At 59.3% G+C, this 17,462-nt stretch carries 16 protein-coding genes; 6 read left to right on the top strand and 10 right to left on the bottom strand.

Annotated features, from left to right (window positions below; genetic code table 11):
* Positions 1 to 189: 189 nt before the first annotated feature.
* The 3 genes from ABFA30_RS16870 to ABFA30_RS16860 all read right to left on the bottom strand — a co-directional run bounded on the left by ABFA30_RS16870 (position 190) and on the right by ABFA30_RS16860 (position 3,298).
* Positions 190 to 816, bottom strand: coding sequence for a recombinase family protein (locus tag ABFA30_RS16870; protein ID WP_410045703.1), 627 nt, complete (start codon positions 814 to 816; stop codon positions 190 to 192).
* 1,008 nt (positions 817 to 1,824) lie between these two features.
* On the bottom strand, positions 1,825 to 2,775 hold the full coding sequence (locus tag ABFA30_RS16865; RefSeq protein ID WP_410045702.1) for a hypothetical protein: 951 nt from the start codon (positions 2,773 to 2,775) through the stop codon (positions 1,825 to 1,827).
* Between the two features lie 301 nt (positions 2,776 to 3,076).
* A complete protein-coding gene (locus ABFA30_RS16860; RefSeq protein ID WP_264209604.1) occupies positions 3,077 to 3,298 on the bottom strand; it encodes a helix-turn-helix domain-containing protein in 222 nt (73 codons plus the stop codon).
* Between the two features lie 140 nt (positions 3,299 to 3,438).
* Here ABFA30_RS16860 and ABFA30_RS16855 point away from each other — a divergent pair, with 140 nt between their 5' ends.
* Positions 3,439 to 3,747, top strand: a complete 309-nt coding sequence (locus ABFA30_RS16855) for a hypothetical protein (protein ID WP_410045701.1) — start codon at positions 3,439 to 3,441, stop codon at positions 3,745 to 3,747.
* A gap of 294 nt (positions 3,748 to 4,041) precedes the next feature.
* Here the strand turns inward: ABFA30_RS16855 and ABFA30_RS16850 are convergent, their stop codons facing one another.
* The 3 genes from ABFA30_RS16850 to ABFA30_RS16840 form a co-directional block, all read right to left on the bottom strand.
* On the bottom strand, positions 4,042 to 4,344 hold the full coding sequence (locus tag ABFA30_RS16850) for a hypothetical protein (protein ID WP_410045700.1): 303 nt from the start codon (positions 4,342 to 4,344) through the stop codon (positions 4,042 to 4,044).
* Between the two features lie 205 nt (positions 4,345 to 4,549).
* On the bottom strand, positions 4,550 to 5,269 hold the full coding sequence (locus ABFA30_RS16845; RefSeq protein ID WP_410045699.1) for a hypothetical protein: 720 nt from the start codon (positions 5,267 to 5,269) through the stop codon (positions 4,550 to 4,552).
* A gap of 377 nt (positions 5,270 to 5,646) precedes the next feature.
* A complete protein-coding gene (locus ABFA30_RS16840; protein ID WP_410045698.1) occupies positions 5,647 to 6,939 on the bottom strand; it encodes a tyrosine-type recombinase/integrase in 1,293 nt (430 codons plus the stop codon).
* Between the two features lie 415 nt (positions 6,940 to 7,354).
* Between ABFA30_RS16840 and ABFA30_RS16835 the strand changes: the two genes are divergently transcribed.
* Positions 7,355 to 7,789: a hypothetical protein gene (locus tag ABFA30_RS16835; protein WP_225789897.1), complete on the top strand. Its 435-nt coding sequence runs from the start codon at positions 7,355 to 7,357 to the stop codon at positions 7,787 to 7,789.
* Between the two features lie 30 nt (positions 7,790 to 7,819).
* On the top strand, positions 7,820 to 9,781 hold the full coding sequence (locus ABFA30_RS16830; RefSeq protein WP_225789896.1) for a hypothetical protein: 1,962 nt from the start codon (positions 7,820 to 7,822) through the stop codon (positions 9,779 to 9,781).
* Between the two features lie 76 nt (positions 9,782 to 9,857).
* Here the strand turns inward: ABFA30_RS16830 and ABFA30_RS16825 are convergent, their stop codons facing one another.
* The gene (locus tag ABFA30_RS16825; protein WP_225789895.1) at positions 9,858 to 10,646 is read right to left on the bottom strand and encodes a substrate-binding periplasmic protein; all 789 of its coding nucleotides are present in this window, start codon (positions 10,644 to 10,646) and stop codon (positions 9,858 to 9,860) included.
* Between the two features lie 131 nt (positions 10,647 to 10,777).
* Between ABFA30_RS16825 and dnaX the strand changes: the two genes are divergently transcribed.
* From dnaX to recR, 3 genes are all read left to right on the top strand, one after another.
* Positions 10,778 to 12,862, top strand: coding sequence for a DNA polymerase III subunit gamma/tau (dnaX, locus tag ABFA30_RS16820; protein ID WP_253101200.1), 2,085 nt, complete (start codon positions 10,778 to 10,780; stop codon positions 12,860 to 12,862).
* 64 nt (positions 12,863 to 12,926) lie between these two features.
* On the top strand, positions 12,927 to 13,253 hold the full coding sequence (locus ABFA30_RS16815; protein ID WP_225789893.1) for a YbaB/EbfC family nucleoid-associated protein: 327 nt from the start codon (positions 12,927 to 12,929) through the stop codon (positions 13,251 to 13,253).
* A gap of 473 nt (positions 13,254 to 13,726) precedes the next feature.
* Positions 13,727 to 14,329 carry a recombination mediator RecR gene (gene recR / locus ABFA30_RS16810; RefSeq protein WP_225789892.1) on the top strand — a complete coding sequence of 201 codons (603 nt, stop codon included), beginning with the start codon at positions 13,727 to 13,729 and terminating at the stop codon, positions 14,327 to 14,329.
* Positions 14,330 to 14,544: 215 nt separating this feature from the next.
* Here recR and ABFA30_RS16805 read toward each other — a convergent pair whose 3' ends face one another.
* The 3 genes from ABFA30_RS16805 to hemN all read right to left on the bottom strand — a co-directional run bounded on the left by ABFA30_RS16805 (position 14,545) and on the right by hemN (position 17,446).
* A complete protein-coding gene (locus tag ABFA30_RS16805; protein ID WP_225789891.1) occupies positions 14,545 to 15,093 on the bottom strand; it encodes an adenine phosphoribosyltransferase in 549 nt (182 codons plus the stop codon).
* A gap of 52 nt (positions 15,094 to 15,145) precedes the next feature.
* Entirely contained in the window at positions 15,146 to 15,880 is a 735-nt protein-coding gene (gene fnrA, locus ABFA30_RS16800) for a Crp/Fnr family transcriptional regulator FnrA (RefSeq protein WP_225789890.1), read from the bottom strand.
* 183 nt (positions 15,881 to 16,063) lie between these two features.
* Entirely contained in the window at positions 16,064 to 17,446 is a 1,383-nt protein-coding gene (hemN, locus tag ABFA30_RS16795) for an oxygen-independent coproporphyrinogen III oxidase (RefSeq protein WP_225789889.1), read from the bottom strand.
* Positions 17,447 to 17,462: the final 16 nt, after the last annotated feature.

Raw genomic sequence — 17,462 nt, 5'->3', positions numbered from 1 at the left:
GCCCCGTCGCTAGAAAAAGAGTGCGCTTCAAATGGTGGGTGATTTGCTGACTGGAAATAATTCTGGTGGTTTTTCCTAGGTGCCTAGCCAAGTGCGAGGGGGTAAATGACAGGCGCCGTAATTTGAAAATAACCTTTTGCCTTTATCGCTGCGTCTGTTGATCAGCACAACAGGCGCAGAGCGCTCTCCTCACGCCACCTTCGATTCTTTCTTAATCCTGTACACTGTGGCGACACCACAATCTGCCAATTTGGCGATCATTTCAGCAGACATGGTTGGATGTTCCCGCATCAGTGTTTGTACCTTGGTCCACTTGGCAGCGTTCCGCCCTTTACCCGATGGCTTCCATTCTGGATTGGCAGCTTTCTTGTTCTCCAGGCCCTGCTTGATGCGTTCCACGCGCTTCTCTTGATCCAGTCGTGCCATCGTAGCCATCAGGTCGATCAGCATGTTGTTGATCACGTCCATGATTTGTCCGGTAATTCCCCTCGCTTCAACCAGCATATGACTGGTGGGCAAATCAGCTACTACCAGGCGCAACCCCTTGGTCTTGATAGTGCCTTTGAGAGTATCCCAGTCAGGCTGTGAAAGGCGACTGAGGCGGTCTACGGACTCGACCAGTAGCACATCTCCGGGCTCAGCAGTATCGAGCAGGGAGAGCAGTTCAGGGCGATTGAGCTTGGTGCCACTGATGTTCTCGGCATACACGCCAACGATTCTCAAATCCTTCTCGATTGCGAACGATTCAAGGGCAACCTTTGCACGATTGGCGTCTTGGTCTTTGGTCGATGCACGGAGGTACAGGTGAGTATTCATCGTTGGCTATCATTTGTCATTTTCTATGATAGTCAAATGATAAATGAATTATATATCTTTCAGCAATAGGCTATTGATAGCTTTTTTCCGACCGCTATCGAGCTACCGGATAGGTAGACTCCTTTGATAGTGAATTTGTTTGAATTTCATTCCTGAATCGAGCGAACGATAGAGCTTTGCAGTGGTTTCGAGGTGCCTTACATGAAGCGATTGCTTCGGCCTTGGTCCGTGTACCGCTTTTGGGTTGCTCATCTGCTGGTCATGATTGGTTCTGCCAGTTAGGATATGGGTAGAGGTGATTGTGGGAACACCATAATCCTCAGTAGTCCCTGCAAAGAGGGTCACGTCAAGGAGATTCGAAGTGAGTGATTGGGAAGACTTCTGTGAAGCAATGAGGATAGATCCACACGATCCAGATCAGTTCGACGAGCTACTGGACAGTTGGTCGAGGAATGACAAGCCGGTATCAGGTGTTGCCTATCGTCAGGTCAACTTGAAGAGCTTTCTACAGTCACGGGCAGATCCTTCATGCGGGCGCTGCCAAGGTACAGGGTACATAGGAAGGTATAAAACAGTTGCGGATGGTCGATGCTTCCTATGTTTCCCTGATAGCCTCTGGAATCAGCTTGTGGCACACCAGTGATTGCCCATCAGCTTTGCTCATTGCTCATTGCTCATTGCTCATTGCTCATTGCTCATTGCTCATTGCTCATTGCTCGTGCTGAAGGCTGCAAGCTTATGGTCACTGTCAGCCGCGTACTGAGCCAAAGAGCATTTAGCACGGTTGGCGTCTTAGGAATTGGTTGAACCTCGGAGGTAGGCACGGATGAACATGGTGACTGATGCCTTGTGCCGTTTTGAATGTACCGATCATATCTGTGCTCGGTAGGCTTTCGTATGGGATTTTCGCTACATCCTATGGCTACAATTTAGCTGTACTCGTTGACGTATACCCAAATGAGTTTGCTCTCTCAGCATCTTCCTCCCATCGTTGCCCGTGACGCGATCTCACAACTCAAGGCTATGTAGCATTCGGGTGTTGACTGGGGATTTGACATATGTGGTATCAGCCCTTCCGAGGATGGCGACTAGAAGTCGACATACCAGTGCCTTCATTTGCAGGGTGACATTGGTAGGATTTCCATCAGGCTTGTTACCACCGTAAATCGAGAACCCTAAAGGTTCATCGAAGAATATGGCTTCGTGGATGGCATCGTTACGAGCGGTTGATAGGGGTGAAGCTCCTGCTTTGCTTTCTGCCCATTCGGGTAGGGGGATGTCGAATTTTTCACACATCCATTGGATTCGTCGTGCATGAGGCACGCGTAGGTTGGTCTTCTCCTTGACTTCGAGAAGCTTGAAACAGCCATCTAATGCCATGTAGAGGTACTGAAACCGCTCAAAAGGAAGGCTCTGTGGGTACTGAGCCAAGAACAAGGCATGAATGACTGCGGCGATTCTCTTGGGTGTACGAGGAGCATCGCGTTCCTGCTCTAGGAAGTCGAGTGCCAAATGCACGGCTTCGATTAGGGTGCGGCGGTGAAGGACGAAGTCAACGAGCTTGTGTGGCTTAACGGGAGTCGCATCAAGAAAGCCCGCCTCCGTAGTCGTCAGGCGCATCCCAGTGAACAAGGATAGGCACCAGACTACAAAGTCGAGATCGTCTTGGTTCTTGCTTCTATAAAGGGTTAAGGCATGAGTTTTGGGCAGCCCGAAGACGCGACTGCTATAGGGCATTGATCGGACAATTCCGCTCACGAAGTCCAGTCGCTTCTGTGATGGCGGGTAGAGCCAACCGTCGATGACGTTCGCATCTTCGGTGGTTAAGGATACGGTTTCCTCGTGATCTGGTAGGGTCAGGATGGAAAAATTTTCAGTCTCCAGATTCCAGCGTATTGGGTAGTAGCCAAATTCTGCGGAAATTCCGCTTATCAATGAATGTTGCGGTTTTCCGGACATGGTTGTGGATGCCTCGTGCAGTTCAATTTGCGGTGTTCCAAAGCTCAGGATCGGAGCGAGTCGATACCTGATGCGATGGCTTCGGCGTTGGTGTCGAAGGTGTGGAGGATGCTCAGAACGTTGTCATGCACGTCTGTTGATCCGCGTTGACTGATCCAGAGGCTCGCCTCTTCCAAAGCTGCACGGATGGCGATTGGTTGAGGTGCAGCAGCTCAAGTGTGTCAGCAGTGATTGGAGTGCGGTCATCCATGTACGTAGTCCTGTGAAGGGTCGTGCATGAGTGTAGCGGTGATCTACGTGACTACAGACCTTCAAGCAGCTCAGACAGGGACATGCTCAGCCCGTCAGCAAGCACCTTGGCAGCCTCAAGGCTGGGATTGGCTGTGCCCGTCTCAATGCGAGACATATACGTGCGGACAAAGCCGCATTTGTCAGCGAATGCTTCTTGGCTGAAGCCTTGGCTGCTACGTAGGTCGCGGATTCTTTGGCCAAAGGCCTTTCGTAGGTGTTGGTTTGTCTGCATCCCTGCATGATGGTTGGATGCACCCTGATCGTGAACACACCAAATGGTGCCACTCCAAATGATGACACACTAGGTGATACAATGGTCTCAGGCCCCCTTACGCCGGGGAAGCGAACGCCTAGCTCTGAGAGACCAACGAAATGAACGAAAAACTGTTCGTGCTGACCACCCGTAAGAAGAAGACAAACCACATCCTGCACCTGATCCTGACCGTTCTGACAGGAGGGCTTTGGTTGATCGTGTGGGGCATCACAATGCGAAGCAACGATGGTCAGAACAAGAAGATCGATAGGGAAATCGACCAGATCATGCACTACAAGTCTCAGGGCTTGAGTGATGCTGCTACACACCAGCAGATGAAGACAGACAAGCTGAATGCTGATGTGCTTCAAGGAAGGGTGATTTTCGTTTTGTTGGTGGTAGTGTTCCTCTACTTCTACCTACGGTAGAGGTTGCATACCTTCGGCGGAGCTAGCAAACAGATACCTTTATCAGCTCCGCTGGTCGTCTGCACCGAAAGCGGCAAGCTTTGAACCGATCTTGCTGTAATGGATCACCATTGCTGACCGTTCGGTCGAACGGTGCACCAATCGAAATCAACACCAATCCAATTCTTGCCTTTGATCTTGATTGTTGGTGCAAGGTGGTTAGCGAGAGCTAACGATTTTATCCCGTGCAAGCTTCGCTTAGCTGGTTACACTCCAAGGCGGTCAGCCTTCAGGTTTTGGGGATGATATTGTATATCATTCATCCCCTTTCCATTTCAGTGGAATCAACCTGTAAGCGGCGCTTACACGGAGTGCCCTCCATGCTTCGCATAACAAGCACATCAGGATCAAAGCTGCTAGTGGCTCATGCTGTGCGACAGTATAGATTGATACATAGATAAACAAAAACCAATAGAAATAAAACCAATAGAAATCAATGCTGACGAGCTTACTGCTCTTATTTGTACGGTGCAAAGAACCGAACGGAGTTAAAGGGGTAGCGCCGTGTCGCACCGACACAGGATGATTACTTTCGTTTTCTGGGGAATTGATATTCATCAATCATTATTCCCCAGTAACCCTTGGAAGTTGAAAGGTAGTGGCATTGGCCTACGGTCGAGGTGTATCAAGCCTAGACCTGTCGGTCTGAGAGTTGCCTTCATGGTGCGAATGCTTCACTTCTATATCCGAGCGTAATTCACCTGCCCAGTGTGACCTCTCTTACAGGTCGTTCGCTTCTCTCTCTTATCCGAGCGTAATTGAATCACGCCAGTCCTTGCAGTTGCCCGGTGTTGTCTTGGTGGTACGAGTCGGCAAAGTCCACTTCAAACTGGAGCTGCTGACGTACAGCAGGGTTTCGTTCAAGGTAGAGTTCCATCCCGCCGATGGCGAAACGGGCACACTGGCAGACTCTCCGTGCTTGTTGGTCGCTCATCGTGCGTAAATCCTCAAGGCGAATCACGCTCTTTACGATCTCGGTGCTGATCTCATCAAGCATACAAGCCCGCAGTACATGGGAGGGGCTTACGTTCATTTTCCCATTGCTGTCCTTGCCTACTGTCATGCAGGCGCCATGAACGTAATCGTCAATCCAGCTATGGCGTTCAGCATGGGCCGCCTTGAAATGGCTTGCGTGCGGATTGGGCGTTACCTTGGGCTTAGGTCCACGTTTACTACGTTGTGCATCAAGGTCGACAACGCCATCCGGCAGGCGCTCCATTTGTGTCTCGATGATGCTTGGCCTTGGAGCAGGATCAAGCTCATAGCTCGGGTGAGCTGCTCGGGTCTTGCCAATCTGAGGCTGTTCGTAATCGTACGTAGTTGGGGCAAGGTCGTGAGTGGTGTACCAGGCCAATATCTCACCAGTGGTCTTGTCGATGACGAAACTGTCAACTGTGGTTGTGCTGAGCTTGGACAGTGCGGGACGAATGTCGGTAGCAGGTGTAGTGGTGGGGTATACTTTGTTGCGGACGAGTGCAGTCATCTTATTTTCTCCTTGTGTCAGTTCAGTGCATAGGCATTCCTCTCGGGTTGTGCCGGTTTAGTTTTGTGAGTCCCAGACACGACGAAGCCCCCATGCAATGCACCAATTCGGTGGTCGCGGTGGAGGCTTCTAGTCTGTATGTCTGCCCGCTGAGGCAGGGGACTAATAATACACGATCCTCGGAAAAAAGCAATCTTCAGGTATTGACTTTTTTGACTGCCGCGTCTGTAAAAACCGTTTTGCTGTGCGGAGAACGCGTTTTGCTTAGTTCAAACGCTCCTTTAACCCCGAAAATACTGGGTTGCCATGAAAGATGGCAGGTAAACGTCACTGTAGGCGACAGGGTTTAACTAAGGTTTTGACTGGGTTATTCGAGGTTATTTGATGTGCTTCATGGCATCGACCATCGCCTTGATTGGCGTCCTGCTGCCGTAGATGCCAAAGGTCACGGAGCTATCTTCATGACCCACCATCCGCTTGATCAGTGAGTCCTGTACGCCAGCATCACGCAGGTCATCGATGAAGGTGTGGCGGAAGCTGTGGAAGGTTTTGCGTGGGTCGGTGATGCCTTGCTTCGCTTTGTAGCGTCCAAACCATTTTGAGGCCGCGTGACCGCGCTTCCCTCGTACCGCTTCAAGCTCGGGGAATAGTCGATCAGCCCCACTGGTCTTGACTGACTCGGTGTACTGCAACAAACCCTGCTCAATCAGTGAAGGATGCAGGGGGAGAACACGACGGCTGCTGGCATTCTTGAGGTTCTGATCTTCATGGCTGTCATCGATGCGAATACATGGCATGCCCTGTTGCTCAATAAAGTCGTGTATACGCAATTGGCACAGTTCTTCAAGCCGTGCACCAGTGAACCGTCCAAGGAGTGGCAGCCAGTAGCGCCATGGATGCTTCCGTGACTCTTTTCGCAGTCCCTCAAGGTTTAGTAGTGCAGCTAGGTCGTGTCGCTCAAAGGACAACCGAGCTTCCTTCGCTGATCCCGTCATGACTTTCATGCCCGCCAGCGGGTTGTCTGTCATATACCCGTTGGCCTTGCACCAGTTCAAGAACGCGGTGAGCTTGCGTAGCCGGTTGTTCACCGTGACGGCGGTGATGGTCTTGTAGGTGCAGCCTGACTCAACCACCTGCTTCAGCGTCTTGCCCTTAAACTCTGGCCGTAAACCGAAGTACTGGGGGCAGCGGCTGAGACGTTTTTTAAGGAGGCGAGCTTGCTCAGCATCGAAGTCTACCGCCGGCATGTCGCCCATCAGCTCGAACAGTTCAGATAAGGCACGTTCCACATCGTCGATACTGCCTTGCCGCCATGTGCCACCGCGTTTGCCTTCCTCTATATAAAGCTTGGAAAGGGTTGCCAGGGTAGGACCGCCACTTATTGGCTTCGCTGTGGGCGCCATAGCTTGCTGTGGTGCAGCGCGAGGGATTGGCATAGGTGATGATTTGCACCATTGCACGCAAAGCACACGCAGCGTTTCCGGAGGTGTTAGGGGGTGTTCGCTCAAGTGGCTGCTCACTCGCTGAGCCAGTGAGGTGGCAAGGTACAAGGCCGCCTGCCGCTCTCGCACTCGCAGGGAAATACGCAGAGTGTGCCGGTTGGGAAACAGGTGTTTTGGCAGTCGAAGGTTGAGGTAGTAAACGGACTGGCGGCGGACGATGTAGGTCATGAGAAACACCAGAGTGGACCAGTAAAGTGGACCAATTGAGTGGAACAATTCTGGTCACACCCCAAGTTTTGAACGTCCGTGCTGAGTGTCCCCACGGCTGGATATCTTGCTACCTCATCAGCTTCAAACCCTTGCCCCATAAGGCCCGCATTGATTACCGAGCATGCTTGCATGCCACCCGGTCAGGCCTGGAAGGGAGCAGCCGCAGCGGTGACATCGTGTGCCGGGGTGTGGCTGGTGGGGCCGCCTCCATTTCTGGCGTCCGCCACCTCGTTTCACCCTCCTGTCCTCGTCGTGTCGCCAGCCCCCTGGCGGTGCTCATGCACGCCTTCGTTCTTTTCCCTGCACCTTTGCCCCAGGCGCTTTATCATGCACGGCATTCCTGTCAGTGCATTTCGGCCGTGAGGTAGCGACCATGGATCAAGTTGACGAGCAGACCCGCCAGAGGATCCGCGAATGGCAGCTGCGCCGCCTGGAGATCAAGAACGAGATGGCGGCCCATCCCGAGAAGGTCCTGGAACTGACGAAGGTGCTGGACCAGATGGAAGAGGAGCATGAGCGGATCCTGAGCCAGGCCAGCCTGGCCAGCGACGCGCCGTCCGATAAGCCGGAAGGGGCTCTGCTCGATGGCCTGGACTTCCAGCTGCGGGTCTCGGCCAGTAATGCGAGGGACTTGCGCAAACTCCTGGAAATGGCCCTCCACGAACTCGATGGCCTGCTCGAGGCCGATGCTCGGCAGGTGCCTGTCGACGGGCGGGGCAGGGTGTATCCGGGAGGGATGTCGGGCAGCCTGGGGGCTTACGAGTATGCGCTCGAGGTCGCGGGCGATCCTGAAACCTCCAAGTCCTGAACGATCTTCGCCATCTTGCCGTGAGCGCGTATGCAACCTGAACACCACGACTTTTCCCACCCTGTGTTTCTTCCCGTCACCGCCGAGGTGTGCCAGGGGCTGCTCGACGCCCAGGGCGATGCGGCGCTCGAAGCCTTGAGCGAGGCGGAACTGGCGGCGGTGCTGGTCATTCAGCACCTGGCCAAGGGGGCAGGGCAGGACCTGCGACCGGCCGCGGCGGAGAAGCTGCTGGCGAAACTTCTGGCCTGGGCGGCCGACAGCCGTCACGCGCCCGGCGTCGGGCTGCTTACGGAGGCCCGGCGCTTGTTCGATGCGCAAAGCCTGCATCATGGCCTGAGGCTGCTGAAGAAGGCGAACCTGCGCCTGATGAAGGCCGACGAGGTGGCCGCCCGCGATTACCTGCATGAAGACGGCACTTGGGATTTCACCTTCAGCGGCCACAAGTACCAGGCCGCCAATCCGTTTTCCCAGCAGGTTTTCACCGGTTACGACAAGGAGCGCTGGCTGACCCGGGAGCAGGACAAGCTGCTCAGGATCGTACGCGCCGACCCAGGAGAGGACCTGCATATCCAAGGCTATGCAGGCATCGGCAAGAGCTACCTGCTGGGGGCCCTGATGGACTGCCTACCGTCGGGCAGGGTGCTGGCGCTTGCCCGTACCCCTGGAAAACTCGATGCCTTGCGCAAGCGCATCGGCCCCCAGGCCCACAAGGCGCTGGGCAAGACGTTCGAGGCCTTCGCCCACATGCTGTTGTCGGGGCCCCGACCCAGGCCGCTTAATGCGACTGCCAGGCATACGGACAAGCGCGCGCTGGCCGAGCAACTGGGGATCGTCGGTTTTCGCCAGTACGGTGCACGGCAAACACTGGATATCTGCCTGGAGTTGCTGAAGAACTACTGCGAGTCCCGTAGCCACAGCCTGACCTCGCGACACCTGCCATTCTTCGAGATGCCCTTGTCTCGCCAGGACAGCCAGGTCCTGCTGGAGTACTCGAGCCGCCTTTGGTCGTACCTGCAGATAGAGCCCGCCTGGGATTCGCAGACCGGCTTCCCGGCGCTGCTGGCCATCAAGCGGGCCAGCTTGGCGGGCTTCAGCGTGCCGGCGTACTACAGCCACGTCATCATCGACGAGAGCCAGGATGTGCCGGAGTCGTTGCTGCAGATCATCGAGCGAGGCAGGCAGGCGCTGATCACCCTGGGCGATGAATACCAGCGGGCCAAGGGGCCTGGCTTCCAGCAGCGGCGCGAGGTGCGCCAGCGTGATGTCGCGTTGTCGGTGCGCTCCGGCGCCAAGGTCGAGCGCTTGATCAATCCATTGATCAACGTCCACTCGTACAAGTCCAAGCTCGCCTTCGCCGGCGCCAGCCCCGTGGACGTGAGCGTCAAGCGCTATCCCGAGGGGTTCGTGCCGCCGGCCGGTTGCGTGGTATTGACCGCTTCACGTTGGGACACGATGAAGTGGGCCATGGAAATGACCGAGCGCGACCGTGGGATCGGTTTTCCCGATGCCCAGGACATGCAGCATTTCATGCGCTCGGCCACCCAGCTGTCCAGGGCGGCCCTGTATGCCCACAACTACTACGAGCAAGACGCGCAGACGGCGCACCCGTACTTTGCCCATATGACCGACTGGCAGCAGGTACGCCATGCCAACCAGCATGACGAATCGTTCCTGTGGGTGGAGAACAGGCTGAGGGAAGGGTTCCGGGTCGGCGACCTGACCCGGCTGGAGAGCCGGGTCAGCGATCATCCCGACAACCTGATGCTGATGATGGCGCAGGACGCGGGGGGGCTGGAGTTCGACCAGGTGTTGCTGACCCCGGGGTTGATGTCGCTTGGCACCTTCAAGGATGCCTATGAGTTCGATGCGCGGATTTGCGCCGTGTACATCGCCCTGTCCCGCGCCCGCCGACAGCTCTACCTGCCCTACGATGTGGAGGAGTGGATCGCCTACCACAAGGGCAAGTCGTTCCGCGAATCGCATGGTTATTGACGGGGGATGCAGCCAGCAACGCGCACTCGTTTATGAAAAGGTTCGGATTTTCACGGTCGCAGTCTTGCTAGCACCGTCATCGACCGGAGATCTGGCTGGGCACGGCCAGTTGATCGTTCTCGGGTTGATGGGCCAAGGTGCCGTAGCGCTGGACGATGGCCTCGATCTCCCCGGACTGCTTCATCCGCACCAGCGCCCTGAGCACGCGCTGCGTCGGTAGCGCCGGGTCGTTGCGTACCATGCACCCCAGTTCCTGTTCCTCCAACACTGCCAGGGGCTGCAGGCGTTCCTGCGCTGGCAAGGCGTGGTTGAACCATTGCAGCGACAACTGGTTGCTCACCGCATGGCGATAGCGGCCAGCCTGCAGCTTCTGCAGGGCGAGCAACTGGTTGCGGCTGTCCTCGCGACGCAGGCGGCCCTGCTTGAAGAGTGGGGCGAGGGTGGGGTAGGTGTAGCCCAGCACGGTGCCGATGGCCTGGGGCGGGAGCTGTTCAGGCAGGACAGGGCTACGGTCATCGGCCCTGCCGACCAGCAGGTCGCGCTGGCGGATCAACGGTACGCTCCACAGGAAATTGCCGGCGTGATCGTTGAGCCAGTGGCTGGCGACGTAGCAGCGCACATCGATGTCGCCCTCGTCGACGGCCTGCTGCAGGCGCAGGCGGGCCAGCAGGTGGTATTCCGGGCGCACGCCCGCCTCGCGGGCCAGGGCCTGCATGAGGTCGAAGAGGATACCGTCCACCGGCTGCTCGTGCTCGATGCGGATCAGCGGCATGCTCCAGCTTTCGGCCACGGAAAAGCGCAGCGTCGGTTGCTCCGCCAGGCCGTGGCTCGCCCACAGCATCAAGATGGCCAGGACTCGCCGCACGTCAATCCTCCTTGATCGTTGCCCAGGCGTGCGCCTGATCGTTAGCTTAGACGAGTTCGGCAGGGTGCAATTTTGCCCCCGCTCCGCTAGCATTAGCGATCTTCCGCTCGTTCAGGTTGCGATGGTTTTTGATGAGTTATCAGGTTCTTGCACGTAAATGGCGTCCGCGCTCGTTCCGCGAAATGGTCGGCCAGACCCATGTGCTCAAGGCTTTGATCAACGCCCTGGACAACCAGCGCCTGCATCATGCCTACCTGTTCACCGGTACCCGTGGGGTGGGCAAGACCACCATCGCGCGAATCATCGCCAAGTGCCTGAACTGCGAAACCGGTATCACCTCGACGCCCTGCGGCACCTGTTCGGTGTGTCGGGAGATCGACGAAGGCCGTTTCGTCGACCTGATCGAGATCGATGCCGCGAGCCGTACCAAGGTCGAGGATACCCGCGAGTTGCTCGACAACGTGCAGTACGCGCCGAGCCGTGGGCGCTTCAAGGTCTACCTGATCGACGAAGTGCACATGCTCTCGACCCACTCGTTCAACGCCTTGCTCAAGACGCTGGAAGAGCCGCCACCCTACGTCAAGTTCATCCTCGCCACCACCGACCCGCAGAAGCTGCCGGCGACCATTCTCTCGCGCTGCCTGCAGTTCTCCCTGAAGAACATGAGCCCGGAGCGGGTGGTCGAGCACCTGAGCCATGTGCTCGGCGCCGAGAACGTGCCGTTCGAGGAAGATGCCCTGTGGCTGCTCGGCCGCGCCGCCGACGGTTCGATGCGCGATGCCATGAGCCTGACCGACCAGGCCATCGCCTTCGGCGAGGGCAAGGTGCTGGCCGCCGATGTCCGGGCGATGCTCGGCAGCCTCGACCACGGCCAGGTGTATGGCGTGCTCCAGGCGCTGCTGGAAGGCGATGCCCGGGCACTGCTGGAGGCGGTGCGCAACCTCGCCGAACAGGGGCCGGACTGGAACGGCGTGCTGGCCGAGATGCTCAACGTGCTGCACCGGGTGGCCATCGCCCAGGCGCTACCGGAGGCGGTCGACAACGGCCAGGGTGACCGCGAGCGGGTCCTGGCGCTGGCTTCGGCCCTGCCGGCCGAGGATGTGCAGTTCTATTACCAGATGGGCCTGATTGGCCGTCGTGACCTGCCACTGGCACCGGACCCGCGCGGCGGTTTCGAAATGGTCCTGCTGCGGATGCTGGCCTTCCGGCCGGCCGACAGCGACGATGCCCCGAGGCCGGTACTAAAGCCGGTGGGGATCAGCCAGGCCACAGCTGATCCTGCAAGCCCGGTGGCAGCTGCGGCGCCTGCCGCCGAGCCAGCTGTCGCCAATCCCCCTGTGCACGCCGTTGCACCGGCAGAAGCCGCGCCGGTCGTGCCCGCTGCGCCCGTGGTGGAGCAGGCCGTGGTGCCCGAGCCTGTGACCGAACCCCTGCCGGAGCCCACGCCCGAGCGTGAGCCCCAAGCTGAAGCCGCTGCGCCGGAGCCGGAGCGGGACACGGTCGAGGAAGAGGTCGTCGACCTGCCGTGGGAAGACCCCAGCCCGGCCCCTGTGACCGTCGACCCTGTGCCAGCGGCCCCGGCACCCGAGCCGCGAGCCAGCCAGCCGGCCTACGACGAGCCGCCATTCGACCCGTCTGCCTATGGCTCGGCCGGCATGGACCGCGACGACGAGCCACCGTTGGACGAGGACTACTACACCCCGGACAGCGATCCGGCGGGTTTCAGCTACCTGGACGAGTTGGCCGAGCATGTCCACGAAGCCGAGCCGGCCCCGGTAGTGGAGCCGCTGCCGGCGGCCCAGCCGGCCACGGGCCTTGCCCTGCAATGGCTGGAATTATTCCCACAGTTGCCTGTCTCCGGGATGACGGGCAACATCGCGGCGAACTGTACGTTGATCGCTGCTGAGGGTGACGACTGGCTGCTGCACCTGGACCCTGGCCAGGGGGCGCTGTTCAATGCGACCCAGCAGCGTCGCCTGAACGAGGCGCTCAACCAGCACCTGGGGCGTACCCTGCGGCTGAAGATCGAGCTGATCCGCCCCGAGCAGGAGACCCCGGCCCAGGCTGCCGCCCGCAAGCGTGCCGAGCGCCAGCGTGATGCGGAGGCGTCGATCGAGCAGGACCCACTCATCCAGCAGATGATCCGGCAGTTCGGTGCGACGGTGCGACAGGATACTATTGAGCCTGTAGACGCCCTGGCCAGCCAGGGCCAATGAACGGATAACCGTGCGGCCGGCCTTGTGCTGGGCCGTATCACATGACCCAATCGAGGTGTACCCCATGATGAAAGGTGGCATGGCCGGCCTGATGAAGCAGGCTCAGCAGATGCAGGAAAAGATGGCCAAGATGCAGGAAGAGCTGGCCAATGCCGAAGTGACTGGCCAATCCGGTGCTGGCCTGGTCAGCGTGGTGATGACCGGTCGCCACGACGTCAAGCGCATCAGCATCGATGACAGCCTGATGCAGGAAGACAAGGAAGTGCTCGAGGACCTGATTGCCGCTGCGGTTAACGACGCGGTGCGCAAGGTCGAGCAGAACAGTCAGGAGAAGATGGGGAGCATGACGGCTGGCATGCAACTGCCACCGGGTTTCAAGCTGCCGTTCTGAGGCTGTGTTGCCAGGTAGAGCTGGCTGCATATCGAAAGCCGCTTCCGATTGCCGGAGCGGCTTTTTTATTGTGCTGCAAAATAAGTACGTTGAGTAAAGCCCATTCAGTAACCAAAAACCGCCTGCTCCATCATACGGCCCCTACGCTGCGCTCCGGGGTCCCCTCGCTCCGGCGCCTTCCGGGGCTTCGCGGCCTCCGACTTGCTGCGCAAGTCTACATCTCGCGACTTCGGCTACGCCGAAGGGCGCTGCGCGCCAGGCCCCTCCAGGCGCCTCCACTCGGCCTCCTGAAGTCGCGATTCGCGGCGACTGAGCTATCGCGCACCAAGATCAACAGCAACAGCAACAGCAACAGCAACAGCATCGCATACGCCGTGATGGCTATTCTCAGGAGAGGACCTGCTTCCGCTGATTTGACGTGGATGCCACCGCTCGGTATAAACCGCCTCCTATTGATCTGTCAGGCCTTCCCCATGAGCTTCAGCCCCCTGATCCGCCAACTGATCGACGCCCTGCGCACGCTCCCCGGCGTCGGCCAGAAATCTGCCCAGCGCATGGCCCTGCAGTTGCTCGAACGCGACCGCAGCGGCGGCCTGCGCCTGGCCCAGGCCCTGACCCAGGCCATGGAGGGTGTCGGCCACTGCCGCCAGTGTCGCACCCTGACCGAACAGGAACTCTGCCCCCAGTGCGCCGACCCACGCCGGGACGACACCCAGCTGTGCGTCGTGGAAGGCCCCGTGGACGTATATGCGGTGGAGCAGACCGGCTATCGCGGCCGCTACTTCGTGCTCAAGGGGCATCTGTCGCCACTGGACGGCCTGGGACCCGAGGCGATCGGTATCCCGCAGCTGATGGCACGGATCGAGGAGCAGGGCACCTTCACCGAGGTGATCCTCGCGACCAACCCCACGGTGGAAGGGGAGGCGACTGCCCACTACATTGCCCAACTGCTGGCCGAGAAAGGCCTGACCGCCTCGCGCATCGCCCATGGCGTGCCGCTGGGCGGGGAGCTGGAGCTGGTGGATGGCGGGACCCTGGCCCATGCCTTTGCCGGGCGCAGACCGATTTCGCTGTGAAACGGTGATCGGGGGCCGCTTCGCGCCCCATCACCGGCAAGCCGGCTCCCACAGGGTGAGCGTCGATCACAAGTGATATGGCTTGCAGGGGCCCTGTGGGAGATAACCCAGCCTTTTTGGGTTGCGCTGTCGCGCAGAGAACATACGGCTGGCGAAGGGCCCTGTGGGAGCGGGCTTGCCCGCGAATGGGCCGCCGAGCGGCCCCAGCAGGCGACTCAATACTCGCTGAGCGAAAACTCGGTCAGGCAGAAGGTCGGCACACCAACCGCCTGCAGGCGACGGGAACCCTCCAGCTGCGGCAAGTCGATGATCGCCGCGGCCTCGAATACCTCGGCACCGGTGCGACGCACCAGGTTGGTAGCGGCCAGCAGGGTGCCGCCAGTGGCGATCAGGTCATCGAAAATCAGCACCGAATCGCCTTCGCACAGGCTGTCGGCATGCACCTCCAGGAAGGCTTCGCCGTACTCGGTCTGGTAGGCCTCGGCCAACACCTCGGCCGGCAGCTTGCCCTGCTTGCGGAACAGGATCAGCGGCTTGTTCAACTGATGGGCGATGATCGAGCCGATCAGGAAGCCCCGCGCATCCATGGCGCCGATATGGCTGAATTCGGCCTCCACATAGCGCTCGATGAACTGGTCGGCGACGTAGCGCAACCCACGTGGCGACTGGAACAGCGGGGTGATGTCGCGGAAGATCACGCCCGGCTTGGGGAAGTCCGGCACTGGGCGGATCAAGGCCTTGAGGTCGAAAGTATCGCTGTGCATGCTGCTTTCCTGGAAAACGAATGCGCCAGTATACCCCGCCGCGCGAAGGGCTTCAGGCTTCCATCGCCCCGCCCGCCAGCGCGCACAGCTGGATCGGGTCGAGGATGTGCACTTCCTTGCCTTCGGCCTTGATCAGGCCGTTCTGCTGGAAGCGGGTGAACACCCGCGACACGGTCTCCACCGCCAGGCCCAGGTAGTTGCCTATCTCGTTGCGCGACATGCTCAGGCGGAACTGGTTGGCCGAATAACCACGGGCACGGAAGCGCGCGGAGAGGTTGACCAGGAAGGTGGCGATGCGCTCGTCGGCGGTCTTCTTCGACAACAGCAGCATCATCTGCTGGTCGTCGCGGATCTCCCGGCTCATCACCCGCATCAGCTGGCGGCGCAGTTGCGGCAGTTGGACCGAGAGTTCGTCCAGGCGCTCGAAGGGGATCTCGCATACCGAGGTGGTTTCCTGGGCCTGGGCCGACACCGGGTAGGTTTCGGTGTCCATGCCCGACAGGCCCACCAGCTCGCTGGGCAGGTGGAAACCGGTGATCTGCTCCTCGCCGGCGTCGCTGAGGCTGAAGGTTTTCAGGGCGCCGGAACGTACGGCATAGACCGAGCCGAAATTGTCACCTTGGCGGAACAGGAACTCGCCTTTCTTCAGCGGGCGGCCGCGTTTGACGATTTCATCCAGTGCATCCATGTCTTCCAGGTTGAGCGACAGAGGCAGGCACAGGGGGGCCAGGCTGCAATCCTTGCAGTGGGCCTGGTTGTGTGGGCGCAGTTTGACTGGCTCGGACATTTCAATCGATCCTTGTGGGAAAGCACACATAAGCTGTAAGGGTAACTCACAGCAAGGTTGTAGGCCAGCGGGCGCTATGGTGTTGCGACCTGGCGAGGCCTTGTCCGCAGCGGGTCAAGGCCGATGATGGCCAATAGTGTGCCTGGCAAGGAAATAAGTCCATGCGGTCGATCGACTCGCTCGTCAGATCACCCGCGAGAAGCGCTGGCGGTCCTGCAGGGCCAGGTAGGCGTCGAACACCATGCACACCGAGCGCACCAGCAGGCGCCCGGCGGGCAGTACCCTGATGCCCTTGCCGTCCAGGCTGATCAGGCCGTCCCGCTGCATGGCCTGCAACTGGGGCCATTGGTCCTTGAAGTACCCCCGGAAATCGATGGTGAACGCCTGCTCGATCGCTTCGAAGTCCAGCTCGAAATGGCAGATCAACTGCTGGATCACCGCGCGGCGCAGGCGGTCGTCCTGATCGCACAGCAGCCCGCGCTGGGTCGCCAGTTGGGCGGTGGAGAGGGTGTCCTGGTAGGTGGCGAGGTCGCTGCTGTTCTGGCAGTAGAGGTCGCCGATCTGGCTGATGGCCGAGACGCCCAGGCCGATCAGGTCGCAATGTCCATGGGTGGTGTAGCCCTGGAAGTTGCGCTGCAGGGTGCCTTCCTCCTGGGCGATGGCCAACTCGTCGTCGGGCAGGGCGAAATGGTCCATGCCAATGTAGCGGTAGCCGGCCGCGGTCAGTTGCTCGATGGTGGCGCGGAGCATCTCCAGCTTGGCGGCTGGCGCAGGCAGTTCGTTGCTGTCGATGCGCCGTTGGGGCATGAAGCGTTCGGGCAGGTGGGCATAGTTGAAGACCGAGAGGCGGTCTGGTTGCAGGCGGATCACTTCCTCGACGGTGCGGGCGAAGCCTTCCGGGGTCTGGCGGGGCAGGCCGTAGATCAGGTCGAGGTTGACCGAGCGGAACTGCAGGGTCCGTGCTGCCTCGATCAGTGTGCGGGTCTGTTCCAGGCTCTGCAGGCGATTGATCGCACGCTGCACGGCCGGATCCAGGTCCTGCACGCCGAGGCTGACGCGGTTGAAGCCCAGCTCGCGGAGCAGGCCCATGGTCGACCAGTCGGCTTCGCGCGGGTCGATCTCGATGCCGTAGTCGCCCGAGTCGTCGTCCAGCAGGTTGAAGTGCTGGCGCAGGCAGGCCATCAGCTGGCGCAGTTCCACATGGCTGAGGAACGTCGGCGTGCCGCCACCGAAATGCAGCTGTTCAACACGTTGTTTAGGGGCCAGGTGGCAGGCAATGAGCTGGATTTCTTGCTCCAGGCGCTTGAGGTACGGCTGGGCGCGGCCGCGATCCTTGGTGATGACCTTGTTGCATGCGCAGTAGTAGCAGATGTTGGCGCAGAACGGCACATGCACGTACAGCGACAGCGGCCGTACCGCGCGGCGGCTCTCGCGCAGGGCGTGGAGCAGGTCGAACGAACCCACTTCGCCGTGCAGTTGGACGGCGGTCGGGTAGGAGGTATAGCGGGGGCCGGCCAGGTCGTAGCGACGTATCAGGTCGGCATCCCAACGTAGGTCGTCGAGCATGTGGGTCAATCCCCGG

The organism is Pseudomonas sp. HLMP (assembly GCF_046365545.1).
GTDB classification, from domain to species: Bacteria; Pseudomonadota; Gammaproteobacteria; order Pseudomonadales; family Pseudomonadaceae; genus Aquipseudomonas; species Aquipseudomonas guariconensis_B.
Note: the sequence above shows the minus strand (reverse complement) of the source record. Positions and strands in the feature narration are given on the sequence as shown.

What these genes read in the sequence shown, in the direction of transcription:
- ABFA30_RS16870 (WP_410045703.1), bottom strand. Translation starts at nt 816, where the DNA reads ATGAATACTCACCTGTACCTCCGTGCATCGACCAAAGACCAAGACGCC.
- ABFA30_RS16865 (WP_410045702.1), bottom strand. Translation starts at nt 2,775, where the DNA reads ATGTCCGGAAAACCGCAACATTCATTGATAAGCGGAATTTCCGCAGAA.
- ABFA30_RS16860 (WP_264209604.1), bottom strand. Translation starts at nt 3,298, where the DNA reads ATGCAGACAAACCAACACCTACGAAAGGCCTTTGGCCAAAGAATCCGC.
- ABFA30_RS16855 (WP_410045701.1), top strand. Translation starts at nt 3,439, where the DNA reads ATGAACGAAAAACTGTTCGTGCTGACCACCCGTAAGAAGAAGACAAAC.
- ABFA30_RS16850 (WP_410045700.1), bottom strand. Translation starts at nt 4,344, where the DNA reads ATGAATATCAATTCCCCAGAAAACGAAAGTAATCATCCTGTGTCGGTG.
- ABFA30_RS16845 (WP_410045699.1), bottom strand. Translation starts at nt 5,269, where the DNA reads ATGACTGCACTCGTCCGCAACAAAGTATACCCCACCACTACACCTGCT.
- ABFA30_RS16840 (WP_410045698.1), bottom strand. Translation starts at nt 6,939, where the DNA reads ATGACCTACATCGTCCGCCGCCAGTCCGTTTACTACCTCAACCTTCGA.
- ABFA30_RS16835 (WP_225789897.1), top strand. Translation starts at nt 7,355, where the DNA reads ATGGATCAAGTTGACGAGCAGACCCGCCAGAGGATCCGCGAATGGCAG.
- ABFA30_RS16830 (WP_225789896.1), top strand. Translation starts at nt 7,820, where the DNA reads ATGCAACCTGAACACCACGACTTTTCCCACCCTGTGTTTCTTCCCGTC.
- dnaX (WP_253101200.1), top strand. Translation starts at nt 10,778, where the DNA reads ATGAGTTATCAGGTTCTTGCACGTAAATGGCGTCCGCGCTCGTTCCGC.
- ABFA30_RS16815 (WP_225789893.1), top strand. Translation starts at nt 12,927, where the DNA reads ATGATGAAAGGTGGCATGGCCGGCCTGATGAAGCAGGCTCAGCAGATG.
- recR (WP_225789892.1), top strand. Translation starts at nt 13,727, where the DNA reads ATGAGCTTCAGCCCCCTGATCCGCCAACTGATCGACGCCCTGCGCACG.
- ABFA30_RS16805 (WP_225789891.1), bottom strand. Translation starts at nt 15,093, where the DNA reads ATGCACAGCGATACTTTCGACCTCAAGGCCTTGATCCGCCCAGTGCCG.
- fnrA (WP_225789890.1), bottom strand. Translation starts at nt 15,880, where the DNA reads ATGTCCGAGCCAGTCAAACTGCGCCCACACAACCAGGCCCACTGCAAG.
- hemN (WP_225789889.1), bottom strand. Translation starts at nt 17,446, where the DNA reads ATGCTCGACGACCTACGTTGGGATGCCGACCTGATACGTCGCTACGAC.